Source organism: Paraburkholderia sp. SECH4, from assembly GCF_030511745.1.
In the GTDB taxonomy this organism is placed as follows: domain Bacteria; phylum Pseudomonadota; class Gammaproteobacteria; order Burkholderiales; family Burkholderiaceae; genus Paraburkholderia; species Paraburkholderia madseniana.
This window is the reverse complement of sequence record NZ_JALOCP010000073.1, coordinates 1-16,879: the sequence shown is the minus strand read 5'-3', so window position 1 is coordinate 16,879 and position 16,879 is coordinate 1. Positions and strand designations below refer to the sequence as shown.

At 61.4% G+C, this 16,879-nt stretch carries 14 protein-coding genes and 1 rRNA gene; 5 read left to right on the top strand and 10 right to left on the bottom strand.

The genetic code is table 11. The annotated features are described in order from the left end of the window. Positions 1 to 374: 374 nt before the first annotated feature. Positions 375 to 3,974, bottom strand: a complete 3,600-nt coding sequence (locus M0D67_RS40845) for an indolepyruvate ferredoxin oxidoreductase family protein (protein ID WP_266243294.1) — start codon at positions 3,972 to 3,974, stop codon at positions 375 to 377. 349 nt (positions 3,975 to 4,323) lie between these two features. On the opposite strand from M0D67_RS40845, the gene M0D67_RS40840 reads away from it, so the two are divergent. Next, a complete protein-coding gene (locus M0D67_RS40840) occupies positions 4,324 to 4,530 on the top strand; it encodes a hypothetical protein (RefSeq protein ID WP_266243291.1) in 207 nt (68 codons plus the stop codon). Between the two features lie 138 nt (positions 4,531 to 4,668). Here M0D67_RS40840 and hppD read toward each other — a convergent pair whose 3' ends face one another. After that, positions 4,669 to 5,766 (bottom strand): 4-hydroxyphenylpyruvate dioxygenase, encoded by a 1,098-nt coding sequence (gene hppD / locus M0D67_RS40835; protein WP_121108780.1) that lies wholly within the window; start codon positions 5,764 to 5,766, stop codon positions 4,669 to 4,671. Positions 5,767 to 5,924: 158 nt separating this feature from the next. On the opposite strand from hppD, the gene M0D67_RS40830 reads away from it, so the two are divergent. Further along, positions 5,925 to 6,422, top strand: coding sequence for an Lrp/AsnC family transcriptional regulator (locus tag M0D67_RS40830; RefSeq protein ID WP_054043236.1), 498 nt, complete (start codon positions 5,925 to 5,927; stop codon positions 6,420 to 6,422). An 80-nt stretch (positions 6,423 to 6,502) separates the two neighbouring features. Here M0D67_RS40830 and M0D67_RS40825 read toward each other — a convergent pair whose 3' ends face one another. The 8 genes from M0D67_RS40825 to paaA all read right to left on the bottom strand — a co-directional run bounded on the left by M0D67_RS40825 (position 6,503) and on the right by paaA (position 12,814). Continuing rightward, positions 6,503 to 7,171, bottom strand: a complete 669-nt coding sequence (locus M0D67_RS40825; RefSeq protein ID WP_266243286.1) for a GNAT family N-acetyltransferase — start codon at positions 7,169 to 7,171, stop codon at positions 6,503 to 6,505. Between the two features lie 248 nt (positions 7,172 to 7,419). Next, positions 7,420 to 8,022: a TetR/AcrR family transcriptional regulator gene (locus tag M0D67_RS40820; RefSeq protein ID WP_266243284.1), complete on the bottom strand. Its 603-nt coding sequence runs from the start codon at positions 8,020 to 8,022 to the stop codon at positions 7,420 to 7,422. A gap of 14 nt (positions 8,023 to 8,036) precedes the next feature. Further along, the gene (locus M0D67_RS40815; RefSeq protein ID WP_154567285.1) at positions 8,037 to 8,849 is read right to left on the bottom strand and encodes a DUF1835 domain-containing protein; all 813 of its coding nucleotides are present in this window, start codon (positions 8,847 to 8,849) and stop codon (positions 8,037 to 8,039) included. Between the two features lie 154 nt (positions 8,850 to 9,003). Further along, positions 9,004 to 10,092 (bottom strand): 1,2-phenylacetyl-CoA epoxidase subunit PaaE, encoded by a 1,089-nt coding sequence (gene paaE / locus M0D67_RS40810; RefSeq protein ID WP_154567286.1) that lies wholly within the window; start codon positions 10,090 to 10,092, stop codon positions 9,004 to 9,006. Between the two features lies 1 nt (position 10,093). Next, positions 10,094 to 10,636: a 1,2-phenylacetyl-CoA epoxidase subunit PaaD gene (gene paaD, locus M0D67_RS40805; protein WP_266243281.1), complete on the bottom strand. Its 543-nt coding sequence runs from the start codon at positions 10,634 to 10,636 to the stop codon at positions 10,094 to 10,096. Between the two features lie 43 nt (positions 10,637 to 10,679). Then, complete coding sequence (gene paaC, locus M0D67_RS40800) at positions 10,680 to 11,483, bottom strand: 1,2-phenylacetyl-CoA epoxidase subunit PaaC (RefSeq protein WP_154567287.1); 804 nt, start codon at positions 11,481 to 11,483, stop codon at positions 10,680 to 10,682. 8 nt (positions 11,484 to 11,491) lie between these two features. After that, positions 11,492 to 11,776, bottom strand: a complete 285-nt coding sequence (gene paaB, locus M0D67_RS40795; protein ID WP_007179854.1) for a 1,2-phenylacetyl-CoA epoxidase subunit PaaB — start codon at positions 11,774 to 11,776, stop codon at positions 11,492 to 11,494. A gap of 39 nt (positions 11,777 to 11,815) precedes the next feature. Beyond that, positions 11,816 to 12,814, bottom strand: a complete 999-nt coding sequence (gene paaA, locus M0D67_RS40790) for a 1,2-phenylacetyl-CoA epoxidase subunit PaaA (protein WP_154567288.1) — start codon at positions 12,812 to 12,814, stop codon at positions 11,816 to 11,818. Positions 12,815 to 13,030: 216 nt separating this feature from the next. Here paaA and M0D67_RS40785 point away from each other — a divergent pair, with 216 nt between their 5' ends. The 3 genes from M0D67_RS40785 to M0D67_RS40775 form a co-directional block, all read left to right on the top strand. Then, positions 13,031 to 14,656 carry an NAD(P)/FAD-dependent oxidoreductase gene (locus M0D67_RS40785; RefSeq protein WP_171928490.1) on the top strand — a complete coding sequence of 542 codons (1,626 nt, stop codon included), beginning with the start codon at positions 13,031 to 13,033 and terminating at the stop codon, positions 14,654 to 14,656. A 324-nt stretch (positions 14,657 to 14,980) separates the two neighbouring features. Next, positions 14,981 to 16,249, top strand: a complete 1,269-nt coding sequence (locus M0D67_RS40780; RefSeq protein WP_266243277.1) for an SGNH/GDSL hydrolase family protein — start codon at positions 14,981 to 14,983, stop codon at positions 16,247 to 16,249. A gap of 491 nt (positions 16,250 to 16,740) precedes the next feature. Further along, positions 16,741 to 16,879: ribosomal RNA gene (locus tag M0D67_RS40775) — 16S ribosomal RNA — on the top strand; the annotation flags it as partial.

Here is a 16,879-nt window from a genome sequence, read left to right as displayed (position 1 = left end):
CAGATTGCACCCCTCCCGCCGCCACGAACAGACGGTACAAATCGAGCGCTTACGTAGTACCAATGGGTTGCAGTACTGGTAGTAAGTGTGTGTTGTTGTAGTTGGTAGTTGGTAGTTGAAGTAGCGGTTGGTAGTTGAAGTAGCGGTTGGTAGTTGAAGTAGCAGTTGGCGGTTGAAGTAGCAGTTCGTAGTTGTAGTAGCTGTCTGGTAGTTGTTTGTTTTTGGTTGGTTGTTGTTGTGTTGTTGGAAGGCGCAGTACCGCTTGTTCTTGTACACACGCATCACGTGGCGAAACAGGCAAAAAAAGGCGACTGTCCGCGAGGACAGCCGCCTTTTCCATTTCAGGCCAATGTCGGCCGGTCAAGCCGGCAAGTTCATGCCGCGTGCTGCGTCTTCCCCGCTTCCGGCGAACGCCAGCGCGTCAGCAAGTCATTCCACTTCACCCGCACGCCTTTCAGGTTATTTTCCTTCACGTGCCCGTAGCCGCGGATACCGTCCGGCAGATTCGCCAGTTCGACCGCCAACTCACGCTTCTGCGCGGTCAGGCCACCGATCAGCTCGCGTACCAGCGCCTCGTACTCGACGATCAGCGCACGCTCCGTGCGACGCTCCTCCGTCTTGCCGAACACGTCGAGCGCCGTCCCGCGCAGGAACTTGAGTTTTGCGAGCACGTGCATGGCGCTGAACACCCAAGGTCCGTACTTCTTCTTCACCAGATGACCTTGTGCGTCTTTTTTCGAGAACGTCGGCGGCGCGAGGTGAATGTGCAGCTTCCAGTCGCCTTCGAAATTCGCCTTCAGTTTTTCGATGAACGCGGGGTCGCTATAGAGCCGTGCGACTTCGTACTCGTCCTTGTAGGCCATCAGCTTGTGCAGATTCTTCGCGACCGCTTCGGTCAACGGCAACTGGCCGTCGATCGAATCGAGCGCCGATTCTGCCACGCGCACTTGCGACACCAATGCACGATAACGGTCCGCATAAGCGGCGTCCTGGTACGCGGCAAGATAGTTGGCACGCTTGTCGATCAGCGTGTCGAGCGCCTTCGGTGTGTGCAGCGAGATGATCTTGCTGCTCGTCGTTTCCGCTGCGGCACCGCGTCCTTGCGAGTGCGCGAGCGTGCGCACCGAGGCCAGGTCGTGCGCGGCACGACGGCCCCATTCGAAAGCCGCACGGTTCTTCTCGATCTGCACGTTGTTCAGCTCGATTGCGCGCATCAGCGATTGATACGTCAGCGGCACCCAGCCGCGTTGCCACGCGTAGCCGAGCACGAACGGATTCGTGTAGATCGCATCGCCAAGTAGCGCGACGGCGAAGTGATTCGCATCGACCATATCGACGCCGTCGTCGCCCGCACCGGCACGCACGTCCGCTTCGGTGCTGCTGCCCGGAAAGCGCCAGTTCGGGTTCTTGATGAGTTCGGCGGTCGGCGTGTGCGCGCTATTGAGCACGACACGGGTCCGGCCCACCTGCATCCGCGAAACGCATTCGTCGCTGGCGGTCACGATCGCGTCGCAGCCAATCACGAGACTGGCTTCGCCCATTGCGATACGGGTCGCGTGAATGTCGCCCGGGTTCTGGGCGATCTGCACGTGGCTCATCACGGCGCCGCCCTTTTGCGCGAGGCCGGTGACGTCGAGCACCGTGACGCCCTTGTTTTCCAAATGCGCGGCCATGCCGAGCAAGGCGCCGATCGTTACGACACCCGTGCCGCCGACGCCCGTCACCAGCACCCCATAAGGGCGCGCGATCGACGGTAGTTCGGGTTCCGGCACCGGTGGCATCGCGTCACCGACAATGCCGGAAGCCGCCTTCGGCTTGCGCAACTGACCCCCTTCGACGGATACGAAGCTCGGGCAGAACCCGTTCACGCACGAGAAGTCCTTGTTGCACGTCGACTGATTGATCTGGCGCTTGGTGCCGTACTCGGTATCGAGCGGCTCGACAGACAGGCAATTCGACTTCACCGAGCAATCGCCGCAGCCTTCGCACACCGCTTCGTTGATCACGACACGACGCGCCGGATCCGGATACGTGCCGCGTTTCCTGCGGCGGCGTTTCTCCGTCGCGCAGGTCTGGTCGTAGATCAGGATCGTGGTGCCGGAAATCTCGCGAAGCTGACGCTGAACTTCATCGAGCTTGTCGCGATGGTGAATGTCGATGCCTGGCGCGAGACCGACGTTCGCGGAGTATTTCTCCGGTTCATCGGTGACGATCACGATCTTCGTCGCGCCTTCGGCGGCGAGTTGATGCGTAATCTGCGGCACGGTCAGCACGCCGTCGACCGGTTGCCCGCCCGTCATCGCGACTGCATCGTTATAGAGAATCTTGTAGGTGATGTTCGCCTTCGACGCGATCGCCGCGCGAATCGCGAGCAGACCCGAGTGGAAGTAGGTGCCGTCACCGAGGTTGGCGAATACGTGCTTATCGTTGGTGAACGGCGCCTGGCCGATCCACGCGACGCCTTCGCCGCCCATCTGGCTGAAGGTGCTGGTGCTGCGGTCCATCCACACGGTCATGTAGTGGCAGCCGATGCCGGCCATCGCACGCGAACCTTCCGGCACGTTCGTCGACGTGTTGTGCGGGCAGCCGGAACAGAACCACGGCTTGCGCTCGGCTTCGACGCGCGGACGCGCCAGGGCTTTTTCCTTCGCTTCGATGACCGCGATGCGCGTCGCAATGCGCGCACGCACGTCGGACGGCAGGTCAAACTTGTCGAGTCGCGTGGCGATCGCCTTGGCGATGATCGCCGGTGAGAGTTCGTAGTGCGCCGGCAGCAGCCAGTTGCCCATCGGCACGGACCATTCGCCACCCGCGCCGTCCTTTTCATCGAACTTGCCGAACACGCGCGGACGCTGCGCATCGGGCCAGTTGTACAGTTCTTCCTTGATCGCGTATTCGAGAATCTGGCGCTTTTCTTCAACCACCAGAATTTCATCTAGACCGCGTGCGAAGGCTTGCGCACCTTGCGCCTCGAGCGGCCATACACAGCCGACCTTATACAGACGGATACCAATGCGCGAACAGGTTTCGTCGTCGAGACCGAGATCGGTCAGCGCCTGACGCACGTCGAGGTATGCCTTGCCGCCGGTCATGATGCCGAAGCGCGCATGCGGCGAATCGATTTCGACGCGGTCCAGTTTGTTCGCGCGCACATAGGCGAGCGCCGCGTACCACTTGTAGTCGAGCAGACGCGCTTCCTGCACCAGCGGCGGATCCGGCCAGCGAATGTTCAGGCCGCCGTCGGGCATGGCGAAGTCGTCCGGCAGAATGATTTTCGTGCGGTGCGGATCGATATCGACCGAAGCCGACGATTCGACCACGTCGGTCACGCACTTCATCGCCACCCACAGGCCGGAGTAGCGGCTCATGGCCCAGCCGTGCAGGCCGAAGTCCAGATATTCCTGTACGTTCGATGGAAACAGTACCGGCAGGCCACACGCCTTGAAGATGTGTTCCGACTGGTGCGCGAGCGTCGAGGATTTTGCGGCGTGGTCGTCGCCGGCGAGCACGAGAACGCCGCCGTGTTGCGCCGAGCCGGCTGAATTGCCGTGCTTGAAGACGTCACCGGAACGGTCGACGCCTGGGCCCTTCCCGTACCACATCGAGAACACGCCATCGTATTTGGCGCTCGGGTACAGATTGACCTGTTGTGAACCCCACACGGAGGTCGCCGCGAGGTCTTCGTTGACGCCGGGTTGGAACACGACCTGGTGCGCGGCGAGATGCTGCTTCGCTTTCCACAAGGATTGGTCGAGTCCGCCGAGTGGCGATCCGCGGTAACCGGAGATGAAGCCGGCGGTATTGAGCCCGGCCGCCTGGTCGCGTTCCTGCTGCAGCATCGGCAGACGAACCAGCGCCTGGATGCCGCTCATGTACGCGCGGCCGCGTTCGAGGGTGTATTTGTCGTCGAGCGTGACGGAAGATAGCGCGGCTTCGAGCGAGGCTCGCTGACCTGCGTCTAGCGGGGCATTCATTATGTGTACTCCTCCAATCAGTTTGGGATCACCAAAACTTTTTTTGGCCGCGGCATCTTGTGAACGCTTGGGGCCGGGGTCGCCATATTGACGTGTTTTAAGTGATGGTAGCACTGGTGAAAACCCGCCGCAGCGTGCCAGAAATACGGCATCGCAGCGCCGAACTTGCGCTGAACGCGTCGGGCGACTTCCTGCGGCGCAATTCCCCTGTAACAAGCTGTAAAAACTACAAATATGAGGAACCGCAGTTGAAATGTCTGTCTAACACCCCACCTGCGAGCAATGTCTGCGCAACGCTCCGCATTCGGTGGAGCTTCAGGACAGCAGGGCAGTTAGAAAAGGAGTACGCATGAACACTAGAAACATCCAGACCTTCCTGATGGTTTCGGCCGCATTCTTCGCCATGAGCGCGCCGGTGCGCTCGAGTTCCGGCTCGAACAGCGCAGGGACGCTGTCGAACGCGATCACCAGCACGGCGCAAGTCGCGCCCGCGCGCATTGCGGTGGAGCGCATTGTACGATCCACAAAGGCCGACGAGGAAGACCAGAATTCGTGATGCATCGCTGAAGCGGCGCATCGGTTGAAAATCGGCCGTTATCCGGGCTTCGGATAGCGGCACAAACGACGAAGGGCGAGGATCGCAAGATCTTCGCCCTTTTTTATATCTCCCACGTTCCGCGTGGGCCGTTAGTCGTTAGGCCTTGTCCTGGACCACGCCACGGCGGATCTGATCCAGCTCGATCGATTCGAACAGCGCCTTGAAGTTGCCCTCGCCGAATCCCTGATTGCCCTTGCGCTGGATGATCTCGAAGAAGATCGGCCCGATCTGGTTTTCGGTGAAGATCTGCAGCAGCAAGTCGTCGGGGGCGCCGTCGATCAGGATCTTGCGCTTACGCAATTCGTCGAGCGGCTCACCGTGGTTCGGCACGCGGCGATCGACCAGTTCATAGTACGTGTCGATCGTATCGAGCAGCGAGATGTTCGCCGCGCGCAAACCGTCCACGGTGCGGTAGATGTCGTTGCTGCCCAGCGCGATGTGCTGGATGCCTTCGCCGTGGTACTGGTCCAGATACTCCTGGATTTGACCGGCTACGTCTGACCCTTCCTCATTGATCGGAATGCGGATTTTGCCGCACGGCGAGGTCATCGCCTTCGATTTCACGCCGGTCACTTTGCCCTCGATGTCGAAGTAACGCACTTCCCGGAAATTGAACAGGCGCTCATAGAACTCCGCCCATTCCTGCATGCGTCCGCGATGGACGTTGTGCGTCAGATGGTCGATGTAGGTTAGGCCATGGCCGACGGGGTTCGGATTCGCGCCTGGAATTGGTTCGAAGTCGACGTCGTAAATATCGATGTTGCCGATAGTGCCCGGCTCAGCACCGTTCTTGCCGCGCCAGCGGTCGACAAAATAGATCAGCGAGTCGCCGATGCCCTTGATCGCCGGGATGTTCAGTTCCATCGGGCCGGTCTTGTTGTCGAAGCCCCAAGCGCCTTTTTCCAGGGCCTGCTGGTAAGCCTTTGCCGCGTCCTGCACACGGAACGCGATCGCGCAGATCGACGGGCCATGCAGGCGCGTGAAACGTTGCGCGAACGAATGCTGTTCCCCGTTGACGATGAAGTTGATTTCGCCCTGGCGATACAGCGTCACGTCTTTGTGACGGTGCCGGGCAACGGCGGTGAAGCCCATCTGTTCGAACAGCTTGCCGAGCGCCTTCGGATCGGGTGCGGTGTATTCGATGAATTCGAAGCCGTCCGTGCCGACCGGGTTTTCCCAAGTTGAAACCTGCATTGTCTGTCTCCATTGAGCGCCGGCGCGGGGTATGCGAGTTAGCGCGACTGAATGACGCAAGTGTAAAGGCCGACTCGCGACGAAAACTTGCGAACTTAATCGCGCACCGATACGCTTGGGCTATTTTCTAGCTCAATTTATCAAGCGGACAGCAGAAAATGGCCAAAATAGAGATAGACGCCATCGACAGACGCATTCTGGCAATCCTTCAGGAGAATGGCCGGCTGTCGAATCAGGAGATCGCCGAGCGCATCAACCTGTCGCCGAGCCCGTGTCTACGGCGTATCCGTCGGCTGGAAGAGAGCGGGGTGATTCGCGGCTATGTCGCGTTACTCGATGCGCAAAAGCTTGGGCTTGATCTGCTCGCCTACGTCAACGTGCGACTGGAAAAGCGCAGCGGTCCGGGGCTTAGTCCGCGCGGCGACACTACGCATGCCGATCTGTTTCGCGCGGCAGTGCAGACGTGGCCGGAAGTGGTCGCCTGTCACGCGATGACGGGCGACATGGATTACCTGCTGCGTGTGCAGGTCGAGGATATGGCGCACTTTTCACGCTTCGTGCAGGACCAGTTGCTGCACCATCCCTCTGTAATCGACGTGAAGACGAGCTTTTCGCTCGAGAAGTTCAAGGAAACAACGGCGCTGCCGATTTTGTGAGCGCTGCGCCGTGGTCAGGTGACGGACAAACAAAAAGGGCAGCCGCGTTAGGCTGCCCTTTTGCCTGAAGCGCAGACCGGTTAAGCGGCCTCAGCAGTCGGCATAAACGATTCGAACAACTTCGACGCCTGACGTGCCTGACGCTTGAGTGCGTAGTCGAACACGGCGGCTTGTTCCTGCAGCATTTCAGCGATGATGCTCGTCTGGTCCGCTGGCGACAGCGTCAGATAGGCATCTGCTTCGCCGTACGCGTATTCGATCTTCATGCCGGCCTTCTTCGCGATGTGCATCATGGTCGAATTGCGCGACAGGCAATGCATGTAAAGCGTGGTGACATGTGTATTGCGGCTGCGAATGGCTGCGCGCTCGAAGAGCTTCGAGCCAATACCTTGCCCGCGGACGCTTTCCAGCACGGACACGCCGAATTCGGCGGTGCGCTTGTCGCCTTCGGCCGGCAGATACGCCAGATGGCCGACGCCGGTGAGTTGCAACTGACTGTCGAACACGCCGAAGACCGTGTCGCGCGTGAAATCGATCGCGCGGACGTAGTTTTCAATGACGTGGTTCGGTACAACCTGGCCGAAACGCAGAAGGCGGTCGTCTTCGCCGAGCGCGAGGAAGTGGGTCAGCAGTCGTTCGCGATCGATGGCGGTGAGCTCGCGGACCAGAGCAGGCGCACGACCGCCTGGCTGCAACGGACGATCGTGCGCAACGATCGGCTCAGCGGCGCGGGGTGTAATCATGTTCATGGTCGGGTTCTCCTTTTAATCGAGCGGCATGGTGCACCGCAAAAACGATTTTAGCGGATATGCCGATCTCGCACTAGGGAAAACCCGTATCAAAAACTGAGGGCAATGTCTAGAAAGTTGGTGCCCTATTTTTAATGCATTGATTATTAAAGAAAAATAAATTGAACGAGCGTTCGTGACAAGTTGTCGCGCCTAGACAACTCGTGGCAATTATTTCCTCTGAACAATGCTGCCGTGCGCAATCAGCCTTAGGCAGAAGTCAGTCCGTGATCCACCATATCGACCACCTGCTCGGCGAATTCCCGGTAGCCCATCCGGCCGTCCGGCTTGAGCCAGGTGAACGTCCAGTTGATCATGCCGAACACCATCATCGTTAGCGCGGTCTGGTTTTCGCGAGTGGCGCGTTCCGGATAGGCGCGCGCCAGTTGCCGCGCAAACGCCGCGACTACATCGCGCTGGCGGTTCAGTATGACCTCACGCTGGGTATCGACCAGATACTTGACGTCGTTCAGGAGCGCGACGTGCCGGCTGTGCGACGTCTCGTACTCGGATAGGAACGCCCGGATCAGCTCGGCGAAAGTGTCGCGCTCGGACAGTCCGCGGCGTTGGCTCGCGCCTTCCACCTCCGCGATGATCAGCATCAGCCGCTTCGTGTAGCGGTCCAGCAGATCGAACAGGATCGCTTCCTTGCTCGCGTAATAGTGGTACAGGCGCGCTTTCGAGGTGCCGCTCGCGGCCGCGAGATCGGCCATCGAGGTGCTCGGGTAGCTGGTCTGGGCGAATTTCTCCGCGGCGAGTTCGAGAATCTGGTCGCGTTGGGTTTCGTGGTCGGGGGCTCGGGTACGGGCCATGGTCGTCTATTTTATTAGTGTGGACAGGGGGCAAGCGCCGCAGACAGTTCCAGCGTGCGCCATGCGCTCGCGTCGCCACGCAGCTTGATGCGACGGGTCGCGGCCAGTTCGCGGAAGCGCCACAGCACGATGCTGTCGCTCACCAGATAACAGAGTTCAGCGGTCATCAGTTCCGCTGCAACGCGCGCGGCGGGCTGCCAGTCGCCCGTGGCGTGCTCGAGAATCAGCGCGTCCAGATCGGCGAAGTTGCCGCTCGTGAAAGTGTTGTCGCGCCAGCGGCGCGTCTCGCCGTTTGCGTGCTTGGCTTCCTGCCATTCGAGCGCGAGTCGGCTGATGCGCAGAACCGAAATCGGCGCCGCGTCATGCAGACGCCCTTGCAGGACAGTCGGCGCGAACATGCCGACGGACGTCGCGCGATCTTTGCGGCTGTGCGCCCAGGCGCCCGGGTCGGTGAGGTCGCGAATCGACAGGCGCACTTCATTCAGCCGTTGCGGGCTGTTGCGCAGGTGATAGCAGACGCGGCGCAGCATCAATTGATCGGCCGCGCTTTCGCCGTGCCAGATCACCAGATTCGCGTCGCCCCGCGCGATGTTCTCCAGCGTTGCCGCCTGCTCGCGGAATTCACGAAGAAAATCGCGCCGGGTGTCCGCGCTGACTCGGTCCCAGAACTCTGCTCGCACGTCGGGTCCGTCGTCGATGCCACGCAATGGGCCGACCGCCAGATCGTCGCGCAGTGCGTGCACGCGATCGTCGCGGGCCGCCTCGGCTAGCGCGGCGCGCAATGATTCGGCGGCGACATCGCCGTTGGTGAGGTGGATGGTGCTCATCGGCAGTGGCTTGGGCTGGCAAAAAACGCAAATAACAAAAGGGGCCGCTCATCGATCGGGACTGATGTCCGATCGCGAGCGGCCCCTAGTGTAAGCGCATCGCGGACCTGCTGAAAGCGTTGCGGGCGTCGCATGGCCACCCGTCGCGCGCGACTCAACGCTCGTCGTAACTCACCACCACGCGATCGCTGATTGGATGGCATTGGCAGGTCAGCACGTAACCGTCGCGGATTTCGTGTTCTTCCAGCGTGTAGTTCTTTTCCATCTTGACCTCGCCTTCGAGCACCTTCGCGCGGCAAGTGCAGCAGACGCCGCCCTTGCATGCGTACGGCAGCGCGAGGCCGGCACGCAAGCCGACGTCGAGCACGCTCACGCCCTGATACGGCAGGCGCAGCTTGCGCCGTTTCCCATCAAGGACGATTTCGAGGTCGGCGGCCGGGGTGTCGTCGGTGATTTCGACCGGCGGCACGCCCGCTTGCGGCAGCGGCGAACCGAAGCGCTCCACATGCACTTTTTCCGAAGGTACGCCTGCGGCTTTCAGCGCGGCCTCGGCCGCATCCATCATCGGGCCGGGACCGCAGATGAAGGCTTCGTCGATGGCATCGGCCGGCAGCAGGTTGTCGATGAAGGCGGCGCACTTCTCCTGGTCGAGCACGCCGTTGAACAGCTCGACGTCCTGCAGGTCGTCCGACAGCACGTGATAGAGCACGAAGCGGTTCATGAAGCGGTTCTTCAGATCTTCGAGCTCTTCCGCGAACATGATCTGATCGACGCTGCGGTTGCCGTACACCAGCGTGAAGGTGCTACGCGGCTCCACTTCCAGCGTGGTCTTGATGATCGCGAGCACCGGCGTGATGCCCGAGCCGCCGGAAAACGCGATGTACTGCTGGCCCTGGTCGGCGTTGAGATGGGTGAAGAAGCGGCCGTCCGGCGTCATCACGTCGATGGTGTGGCCGGGTTGCAGCGTGTCGAACGCGAAGTTCGAGAAACGGCCGCCGCGCACGCGTTTGATGCCGATGCGCAGTTCGCCGTCGCGGTCGTAATCGGTGACGCCGACGCAGATCGAGTACGAACGGCGCGTTTCCTCACCGTCGATGTGCGTTTTCAGGGTGACGAACTGGCCCTGCGTGAAGCGATAGTGTTCGCGCAGTTCGACAGGGACTTCGAAGGCGACCGAGACCGCGTCGGCGGTTTCGGGCCGCACTTCGCGGATACGCAGCGGATGAAATTGCGGGGTAGCCATATCAGTATGGTTTGAAATAGTCGAAGGGTTCGCGGCAGTCGATGCAGCGGTACAGGGCCTTGCAGGCCGTCGAGCCGAATTGCGCGAGACGCTCGGTGTGCGCCGAGCTGCAACGGGGGCAGGACGGCGCCGGTAGCGCGCGCGGCATGAAACGCAGCACTTTTTCCTGCGACGGAGCGGCTGAACCGCAATTGCCCGTGGGCGGCGCGATGCCATAGGCGCGCAATTTTTCGCGCGCGTCGGCGGTCATCCAGTCGGTGGTCCAGGCTGGCGCCAGCACAGTGGCGATCCGATACGGCTTCAGTTCAGCCACATCGAGCGCGTGGGCGACGTCTTCGGCGATCTGCGACATCGCCGGGCAACCGGAATAGGTCGGCGTGATCACGACTTCGAGCGTGCCGTCGGCGGCGCGTCGCACGTCGCGCAGAATGCCGAGTTCACGAATCGATACCACCGGGATCTCCGGATCAGGCACCGTTTCGAGCACGGCCCATGCGCGCTCGAGCGTGGCGTCGGCGGTGGGCATGGCAGTCGAGGTCGTCATCTTAAAGTTCCGTTGGGTTCCGGTTGAGCGCTCGGGTGCGTGCTTACCAGGTGGCGCCGGGATGCTGGCGCGCGAGGCTTTGCATTTCGGCCAGCACGAAGCCCATGTGCTCCGAGTGCTCGCCATGCTTGCCGGCCGTGATGTGCTTGACCGCTTCGGGGAGCTTGAGCGTGGCCGGGTCGAGCGTGGCCGCTACGTCTTCGAGCCATGCTGCCTCGAGGTCCGACGTCAGCGGCCCGATGCCGGCGGCGGCGATGGCTTCCTCCACGGCGTCCGCACTAAAAAACTCACGCGTGTACGGCAGCAGATAGTCGAGCGCAGCTTGCGCGCGGCGATGCGACTCGTCCGTGCCGTCGCCGAAACGAATCAGCCATTCGCCCGCATGGTGCACGTGATAGCTGGTTTCCTTGATCGACTTCGAGGCGATCGCTGCAAGCTGTTCATCCTTCGACGTAGTGAGCGCGGACCACAGATGCGCCATCAGCGTTGAGTACAGGAAATTGCGCACGATCGTGACCGCGTAGTCCTTCTCGGCTTGCGCCGTGCCGGCGAGCGGGCCGTAATGCGGCAACTCGGCCAGCGTGTAGTTGGCGAACTCGCGTTCCGCGCGGAAGTACGCGTAGTCGTCTTCCGTGCGGCTTTTGCCGGTGAGTTGCTGTTCCAGCGAGGCGGCGTGCGTGTACAGCAGGCGCGCCTGGCCGATCAGATCCAGACTCATGTTCGACAGCGCGATGTCCTCTTCGAGGATCGGGCCGTGACCGCACCACTCGGCATTGCGCTGACCGAGGATCAGCGCGGTGTCCGCGAGGCGCAGCACATACTGCAGATGTTGGGGCGTGATGGTCATGGCCGCGCTTACATGTGGTTGACTTCGTCGGGGAGCGTGTAGAACGTCGGGTGGCGATAAATCTTGTCGCCAGCCGGTTCGAACAGCTCAGCCTTGTCTTCCGGCGCGGATGCCGTGATCGCCGACGACGGCACCACCCAGATGCTCACGCCTTCCTGGCGGCGCGTGTAGACGTCGCGCGCCATGCGCAGCGCCATCGGCGCGTCGGCGGCATGCAGGCTGCCGCAGTGTTTATGGTCGAGTCCCTGCTTGCTGCGCACGAAGACTTCCCAAATCGGCCATTCCTTGTTCATTGCTGATCTCCTGATACTTTGTCTGGCTTGTCGCCGCCGTTAGGCAGCTTGCTGTTGTGCGCGCTGGCGCTGCTTCTCGGCATGGGCGAGGGCGGCTTCGCGCACCCAGGCGCCGTCGTCATGTGCTTTCACGCGGGTCGCGAGACGTTCGCGGTTGCACGGGCCGTCGCCATTCACGACGCGCCAGAATTCTTCCCAGTCGATATCGCCGTAGTCGTGCTGGCCGCGCGCTTCGTTCCACTTCAGGTCCGGATCCGGCAGCGTGACGCCGAGTACCTTGGCCTGATCGACGGTGGCGTCGACGAATTTCTGGCGCAGATCGTCGTTCGAGATGCGCTTGATGCCCCATTTCGACGACTGATTGCTGTGGATCGAGTCTTTGTCGCTCGGGCCGAACATCATCAGCACCGGCCACCACCAGCGGTTCACGGCTTGCTGGACCAACTCGCGTTGCGCTTCGGTGCCGCTCATCATCGACATCAGCGCGTCGAAGCCCTGGCGCTGGTGGAACGACTCTTCCTTGCAGATGCGGATCATCGCGCGGGCATAAGGGCCGTACGTGCAGCGGCACAGCGGAATCTGATTCATGATCGCCGCGCCGTCCACCAGCCAGCCGATCACGCCGACGTCCGCCCACGTGGGTGTCGGGTAGTTGAAGATGCTCGAATATTTGGCTTTGCCCGAGTGCAATGCGGCGATCAACTGATCGCGCGACACGCCGAGCGTTTCGGCCGCGCTATATAGATAGAGGCCGTGGCCGGCTTCGTCCTGCACTTTGGCCAGCAGGATCGCCTTGCGCTTCAGGCTGGGCGCGCGTGAGATCCAGTTGCCTTCCGGCAGCATGCCGACGATTTCAGAATGCGCGTGCTGCGAGATTTGCCGGACCAGCGTCTTGCGGTAGGCCTCAGGCATCCAGTCCTGCGCTTCGATCTTGCCGTCGGCGGCCATGACCGCGTCGAATTGCGACTGCTCGGGCGAACTCGCTGCCGCGTCGAGCGGGGCGACATTGCCGGGGATATCCAGGGATTGCGTGTACATGGGGACGCTCTCAGCGGAAGTTGTCTGTGTGTGCGCAGTATAAATCAACCGACCGGTCGGTTAATAAATTTTTTGAGACGACAGGCCGTTTTCGATAGGGACACCTTGGGTTCGTCGCCAAGGTGTTTCGCGAGCGTCGCCGCCCCGCGCCGACACATAACCTATAAAATTGCGAATTGGCCGCGATTTGAGGCCTTCATGCATCCCCCGGTACTCATGTTACGTCTAAGCGAAATTAAACTCCCGCTCGATCACCCCGAGAGCGTTCTCGAAGCCGCCGTCCGCGCGCGCCTCGCCGAACTCGGCGTGGGCGAGGACGGGCTCATCCGGTACACCGTGTTCCGCCGCGCGCACGACGCCCGCAAGCGCACCGACATCAAGCTCACTTACATCGTCGACGTCGAGGTGAAGGATGAAGCGGCCGCGCTCAAGCGACTCGCCGACGTGCCCCACTGCGCGGTGACACCGGACATGACGTACCGTTTTGTCGCCAAAGCACCGGCGCAGATGACTTCCCCGCGTCCGGTTGTGATCGGCATGGGGCCGTGCGGCCTGTTTGCCGGGCTGATCCTCGCCCAGATGGGTTTTCGTCCGATCATTCTCGAGCGCGGCAAGGCCGTGCGCGAGCGCACCAAGGATACTTTCGGGCTTTGGCGCAAGTCGGTGCTCAATCCTGAATCGAATGTGCAGTTCGGTGAAGGCGGCGCGGGCACGTTCTCGGACGGCAAGCTTTACAGTCAGATCAAGGATCCGAAGCACTACGGCCGCAAGGTACTCGATGAATTCGTCCGTGCGGGAGCGCCGGAAGACATTCTCTATCTGAGCCGGCCCCATATCGGCACGTTCCGTCTCGTCAGCATGGTCGAGAAGATGCGCGCGACCATCCACGAGTTGGGCGGCGAGGTGCGTTTCGAGACGCGGGTCGACGACATCGAAATCGATCAGGGCAAGGTGCGCGGGCTCAAACTGTCGACGGGCGAGCATTTGCGCTGCGACCACGTGGTGCTGGCGGTCGGCCATAGCGCGCGCGATACCTTCCAGATGCTGAGCGACCGCGGCGTCTATATCGAAGCGAAGCCGTTTTCGCTCGGTTTCCGGATCGAACATCCGCAAGGGTTGATCGATCGCAGCCGTTTCGGCAAGTTCGCGGGCCACAAGCAACTGGGCGCCGCCGACTATAAGGTCGTGCACCACTGCAGCAACGGGCGCGCCGTTTATAGCTTCTGTATGTGTCCTGGCGGCACGGTGGTCGCGGCGACTTCCGAGCCGGGCCGCGTGGTGACCAACGGCATGAGCCAGTATTCACGGGCCGAGCGCAATGCCAACGCTGGGATTGTCGTCGGCATCACGCCGGACGATTATCCGGGCGGCCCGCTAGCCGGCATCGCCTTCCAGCGCAAATGGGAAGAGCGGGCGTTCGAGTTGGGTGGCGGCAACTATATGGCGCCGGGCCAGCTTGTTGGCGACTTTATTGCCGGGCGGCCGTCCACGTCGCTGGGTTCGGTGGTGCCGTCCTACAAACCGGGCGTGCATCCGACCGATCTCAGCACGGCGCTGCCAGACTACGTAATCGAAGCGATCCGCGAAGCGTTGCCGCAAATGGACAAGAAGATTGCCGGCTTCGCGATGCATGACGCGGTGCTGACCGGCGTCGAGACGCGAACGTCGTCGCCGATTCGCGTGCGACGCCGGGATGACTTTCAGAGCATGAATGTCGAGGGCCTGTATCCGGCGGGTGAAGGCGCGGGGTATGCCGGCGGGATCTACTCGGCGGCCATCGACGGGATCGAAGTGGCCGAAGCGCTTGCGTTGAAGATGGTTGGGGTTCCGGCGGCGGTCTGACGAGTGATGGGTCTGTGCAAGCACTGAATGGCTGTTGCCCAGACGGGTTCACGGGGGCGAAGCGCTCGCGATGCATCGTCATGCGGATAACTGCTTCGCCGACATCGCGCCTGGAGTCCCGGTGAGGGCTCTCTAGTGCCGGGCGGGCTGAATACGTCCGGTTGCGCGCAGTCCGCCGAGGACCCATACCGCCACTCGCGGTACGTTCGACGACGCAGCCCCGCGACCAGGTGCGGGTGACCGCACGATAGCGTTCGCGCGGTCCGCCGCGACAGAGATGGCGATCGGGCACAATGCACGTTTCGCCTCGAACTGACCACCCGAATGACCATTCGCACTCTGGCTGCCGCATATAGCGCGGCGCTGCTTTGCCAATTCGCCGTTTCCCCGACTGTTTTTGCCGCCGACGCCCCGATGCACTGGGTCACCGCATGGGCGACGGCGTTGCAACCCATTCCCCAACGGTCGGATTTGCCGCCCCTGTATCGCGCCCCGGAGGTAGCAGGGCGAACAGTTCGCCAGATTGTCTATCCGACGCTGGCCGGTAAAACCGCACGAGTCCATCTCAGCAACGAGTACGGCAAGACGGCGCTCGTCATCGAGGAGTTGCGCATTGCGCGCTCGGCCGGCGGCGCGGCTGCGCTGGGCAATGGGGAGGCGCGTGTGACGTTCGGCGGCAAGAGTTCGGTGAGCGTACCACCGGGCGCCGAGTTGGACAGTGACCCTGTCGCAATCGACATCGCCGAGGGCGCACCTTACGCGATCAGTGCGTTTACGGGGCCGGAACAGCGGATTGTGGCGTGGCATCGGGTCTCGAATCAGTTGAATTACGTTTCCGCCCCGGGTAATCACACTGCAGATACTTCCGCTGACTCGTTTCGTGGCCGGTTCACGCAATATGTGTGGGTGACGGGTTTGTCGGTGGATGCGCCGTCATCGGCTGCCGTCGCCGCGATCGGCGACTCGATCACCGACGGTATGCGCTCGAGTCTGAATCAGAATCGACGCTGGCCAGACGCGCTGGCTCGCCGGTTCGCCAGCACTGGCGAGCACTCGACGGCGATCGCCAATCTTGGCATCAGCGGTAATCGCTTGTTGAGCGACTCGCCCTGCTACGGCGACGCGCTTGTCCGGCGTTTCGACCGGGACGTGCTGGAGCGCCCGGGCGTCAAGACGGCGATTCTGCTGATCGGAATCAATGACATCAACTTCGCGGAGATGCCGGCGCGTAGTGGACTCGACTGCGACTTTCCGCATACCTCGGTGACAGCCGCTGACCTGATCGCCGGCTACCAGCGCGTGATTGCGGACGCGCGGCACCGTGGCGTGAAGGTGTTCGGCGCAACGCTGACGCCTGCATCGCTACCTGCGCCGCGGGAAACTATCCGGCTGGCGGTCAACCAGTGGATTCGAAGCAGCCACGCTTTCGACGGTGTTGTCGATTTCGACGCTGCGCTACGCGACCCGGCGCAACCGAGTCGTCTGCAGCGCGCCTTTGACAGTGGTGACCATATCCATCCCAGCGATGCCGGGTACGCCGCAATGGCTGAAGCGGTTCCGGTGGCTGCTGTAGTGAATTCAACCCGGAAGTGAGTCGCCAAAAAAGATTTTCGTCAAACCCTTGTCACATGACTGATGTTCGCCTATAGTTCGCCTCCTCGTTTGCGAACGAGAGCCGCGGCGGAAACCAGCGGTTGTAGCGTCAACAAGGTTTTAAGCGAAAGCGAAAAAATGTTGTTGACGAAACGAAAAAGAGCCTTCATAATCTCGTTTCTCTGCTGCTGATGCAGCGACGCAGAACGAAGCGGTGCCGGGTGGTTGTGATGTTGACGACGCGCGGCGCTGTTCCGGTAGTGAGTGCGTAATCGATCTTTAAAAATTAACAGCCGATAAGTGTGGGCGCTTGATGCGCGACGCGCAGGTGGATCCTTCGGGGTTTGCTGGAAGCGAAAGTATCAAGTCTCACACGAGTATTAAAGGAAGGTTTTCCTGTCGGGGTGGATTCACGCCGGCAGGTTAATCATTCGTCAGTACGTTGAGTGAGCGACCGGTTCTTAACTGAACCGAAAAACAGTAACAGGTTTGAACTGAAGAGTTTGATCCTGGCTCAGATTGAACGCTGGCGGCATGCCTTACACATGCAAGTCGAACGGCAGCACGGGAGCAATCCTGGTGGCGAGTGGCGAACGGGTGAGTAATACATCGGAACGTGTCCTGTAGTGG

Bases quoted from the DNA above. Each gene is read 5' to 3' on its own strand.
- paaA (WP_154567288.1), bottom strand. From the start codon at position 12,814: ATGTACACGCAATCCCTGGATATCCCCGGCAATGTCGCCCCGCTCGAC.
- M0D67_RS40825 (WP_266243286.1), bottom strand. From the start codon at position 7,171: ATGAACATGATTACACCCCGCGCCGCTGAGCCGATCGTTGCGCACGAT.
- M0D67_RS40785 (WP_171928490.1), top strand. From the start codon at position 13,031: ATGTTACGTCTAAGCGAAATTAAACTCCCGCTCGATCACCCCGAGAGC.
- paaC (WP_154567287.1), bottom strand. From the start codon at position 11,483: ATGACCATCACGCCCCAACATCTGCAGTATGTGCTGCGCCTCGCGGAC.
- paaE (WP_154567286.1), bottom strand. From the start codon at position 10,092: ATGGCTACCCCGCAATTTCATCCGCTGCGTATCCGCGAAGTGCGGCCC.
- M0D67_RS40840 (WP_266243291.1), top strand. From the start codon at position 4,324: ATGAACACTAGAAACATCCAGACCTTCCTGATGGTTTCGGCCGCATTC.
- M0D67_RS40820 (WP_266243284.1), bottom strand. From the start codon at position 8,022: ATGGCCCGTACCCGAGCCCCCGACCACGAAACCCAACGCGACCAGATT.
- M0D67_RS40780 (WP_266243277.1), top strand. From the start codon at position 14,981: ATGACCATTCGCACTCTGGCTGCCGCATATAGCGCGGCGCTGCTTTGC.
- M0D67_RS40815 (WP_154567285.1), bottom strand. From the start codon at position 8,849: ATGAGCACCATCCACCTCACCAACGGCGATGTCGCCGCCGAATCATTG.
- hppD (WP_121108780.1), bottom strand. From the start codon at position 5,766: ATGCAGGTTTCAACTTGGGAAAACCCGGTCGGCACGGACGGCTTCGAA.
- paaB (WP_007179854.1), bottom strand. From the start codon at position 11,776: ATGAACAAGGAATGGCCGATTTGGGAAGTCTTCGTGCGCAGCAAGCAG.
- paaD (WP_266243281.1), bottom strand. From the start codon at position 10,636: ATGACGACCTCGACTGCCATGCCCACCGCCGACGCCACGCTCGAGCGC.
- M0D67_RS40830 (WP_054043236.1), top strand. From the start codon at position 5,925: ATGGCCAAAATAGAGATAGACGCCATCGACAGACGCATTCTGGCAATC.
- M0D67_RS40845 (WP_266243294.1), bottom strand. From the start codon at position 3,974: ATGAATGCCCCGCTAGACGCAGGTCAGCGAGCCTCGCTCGAAGCCGCG.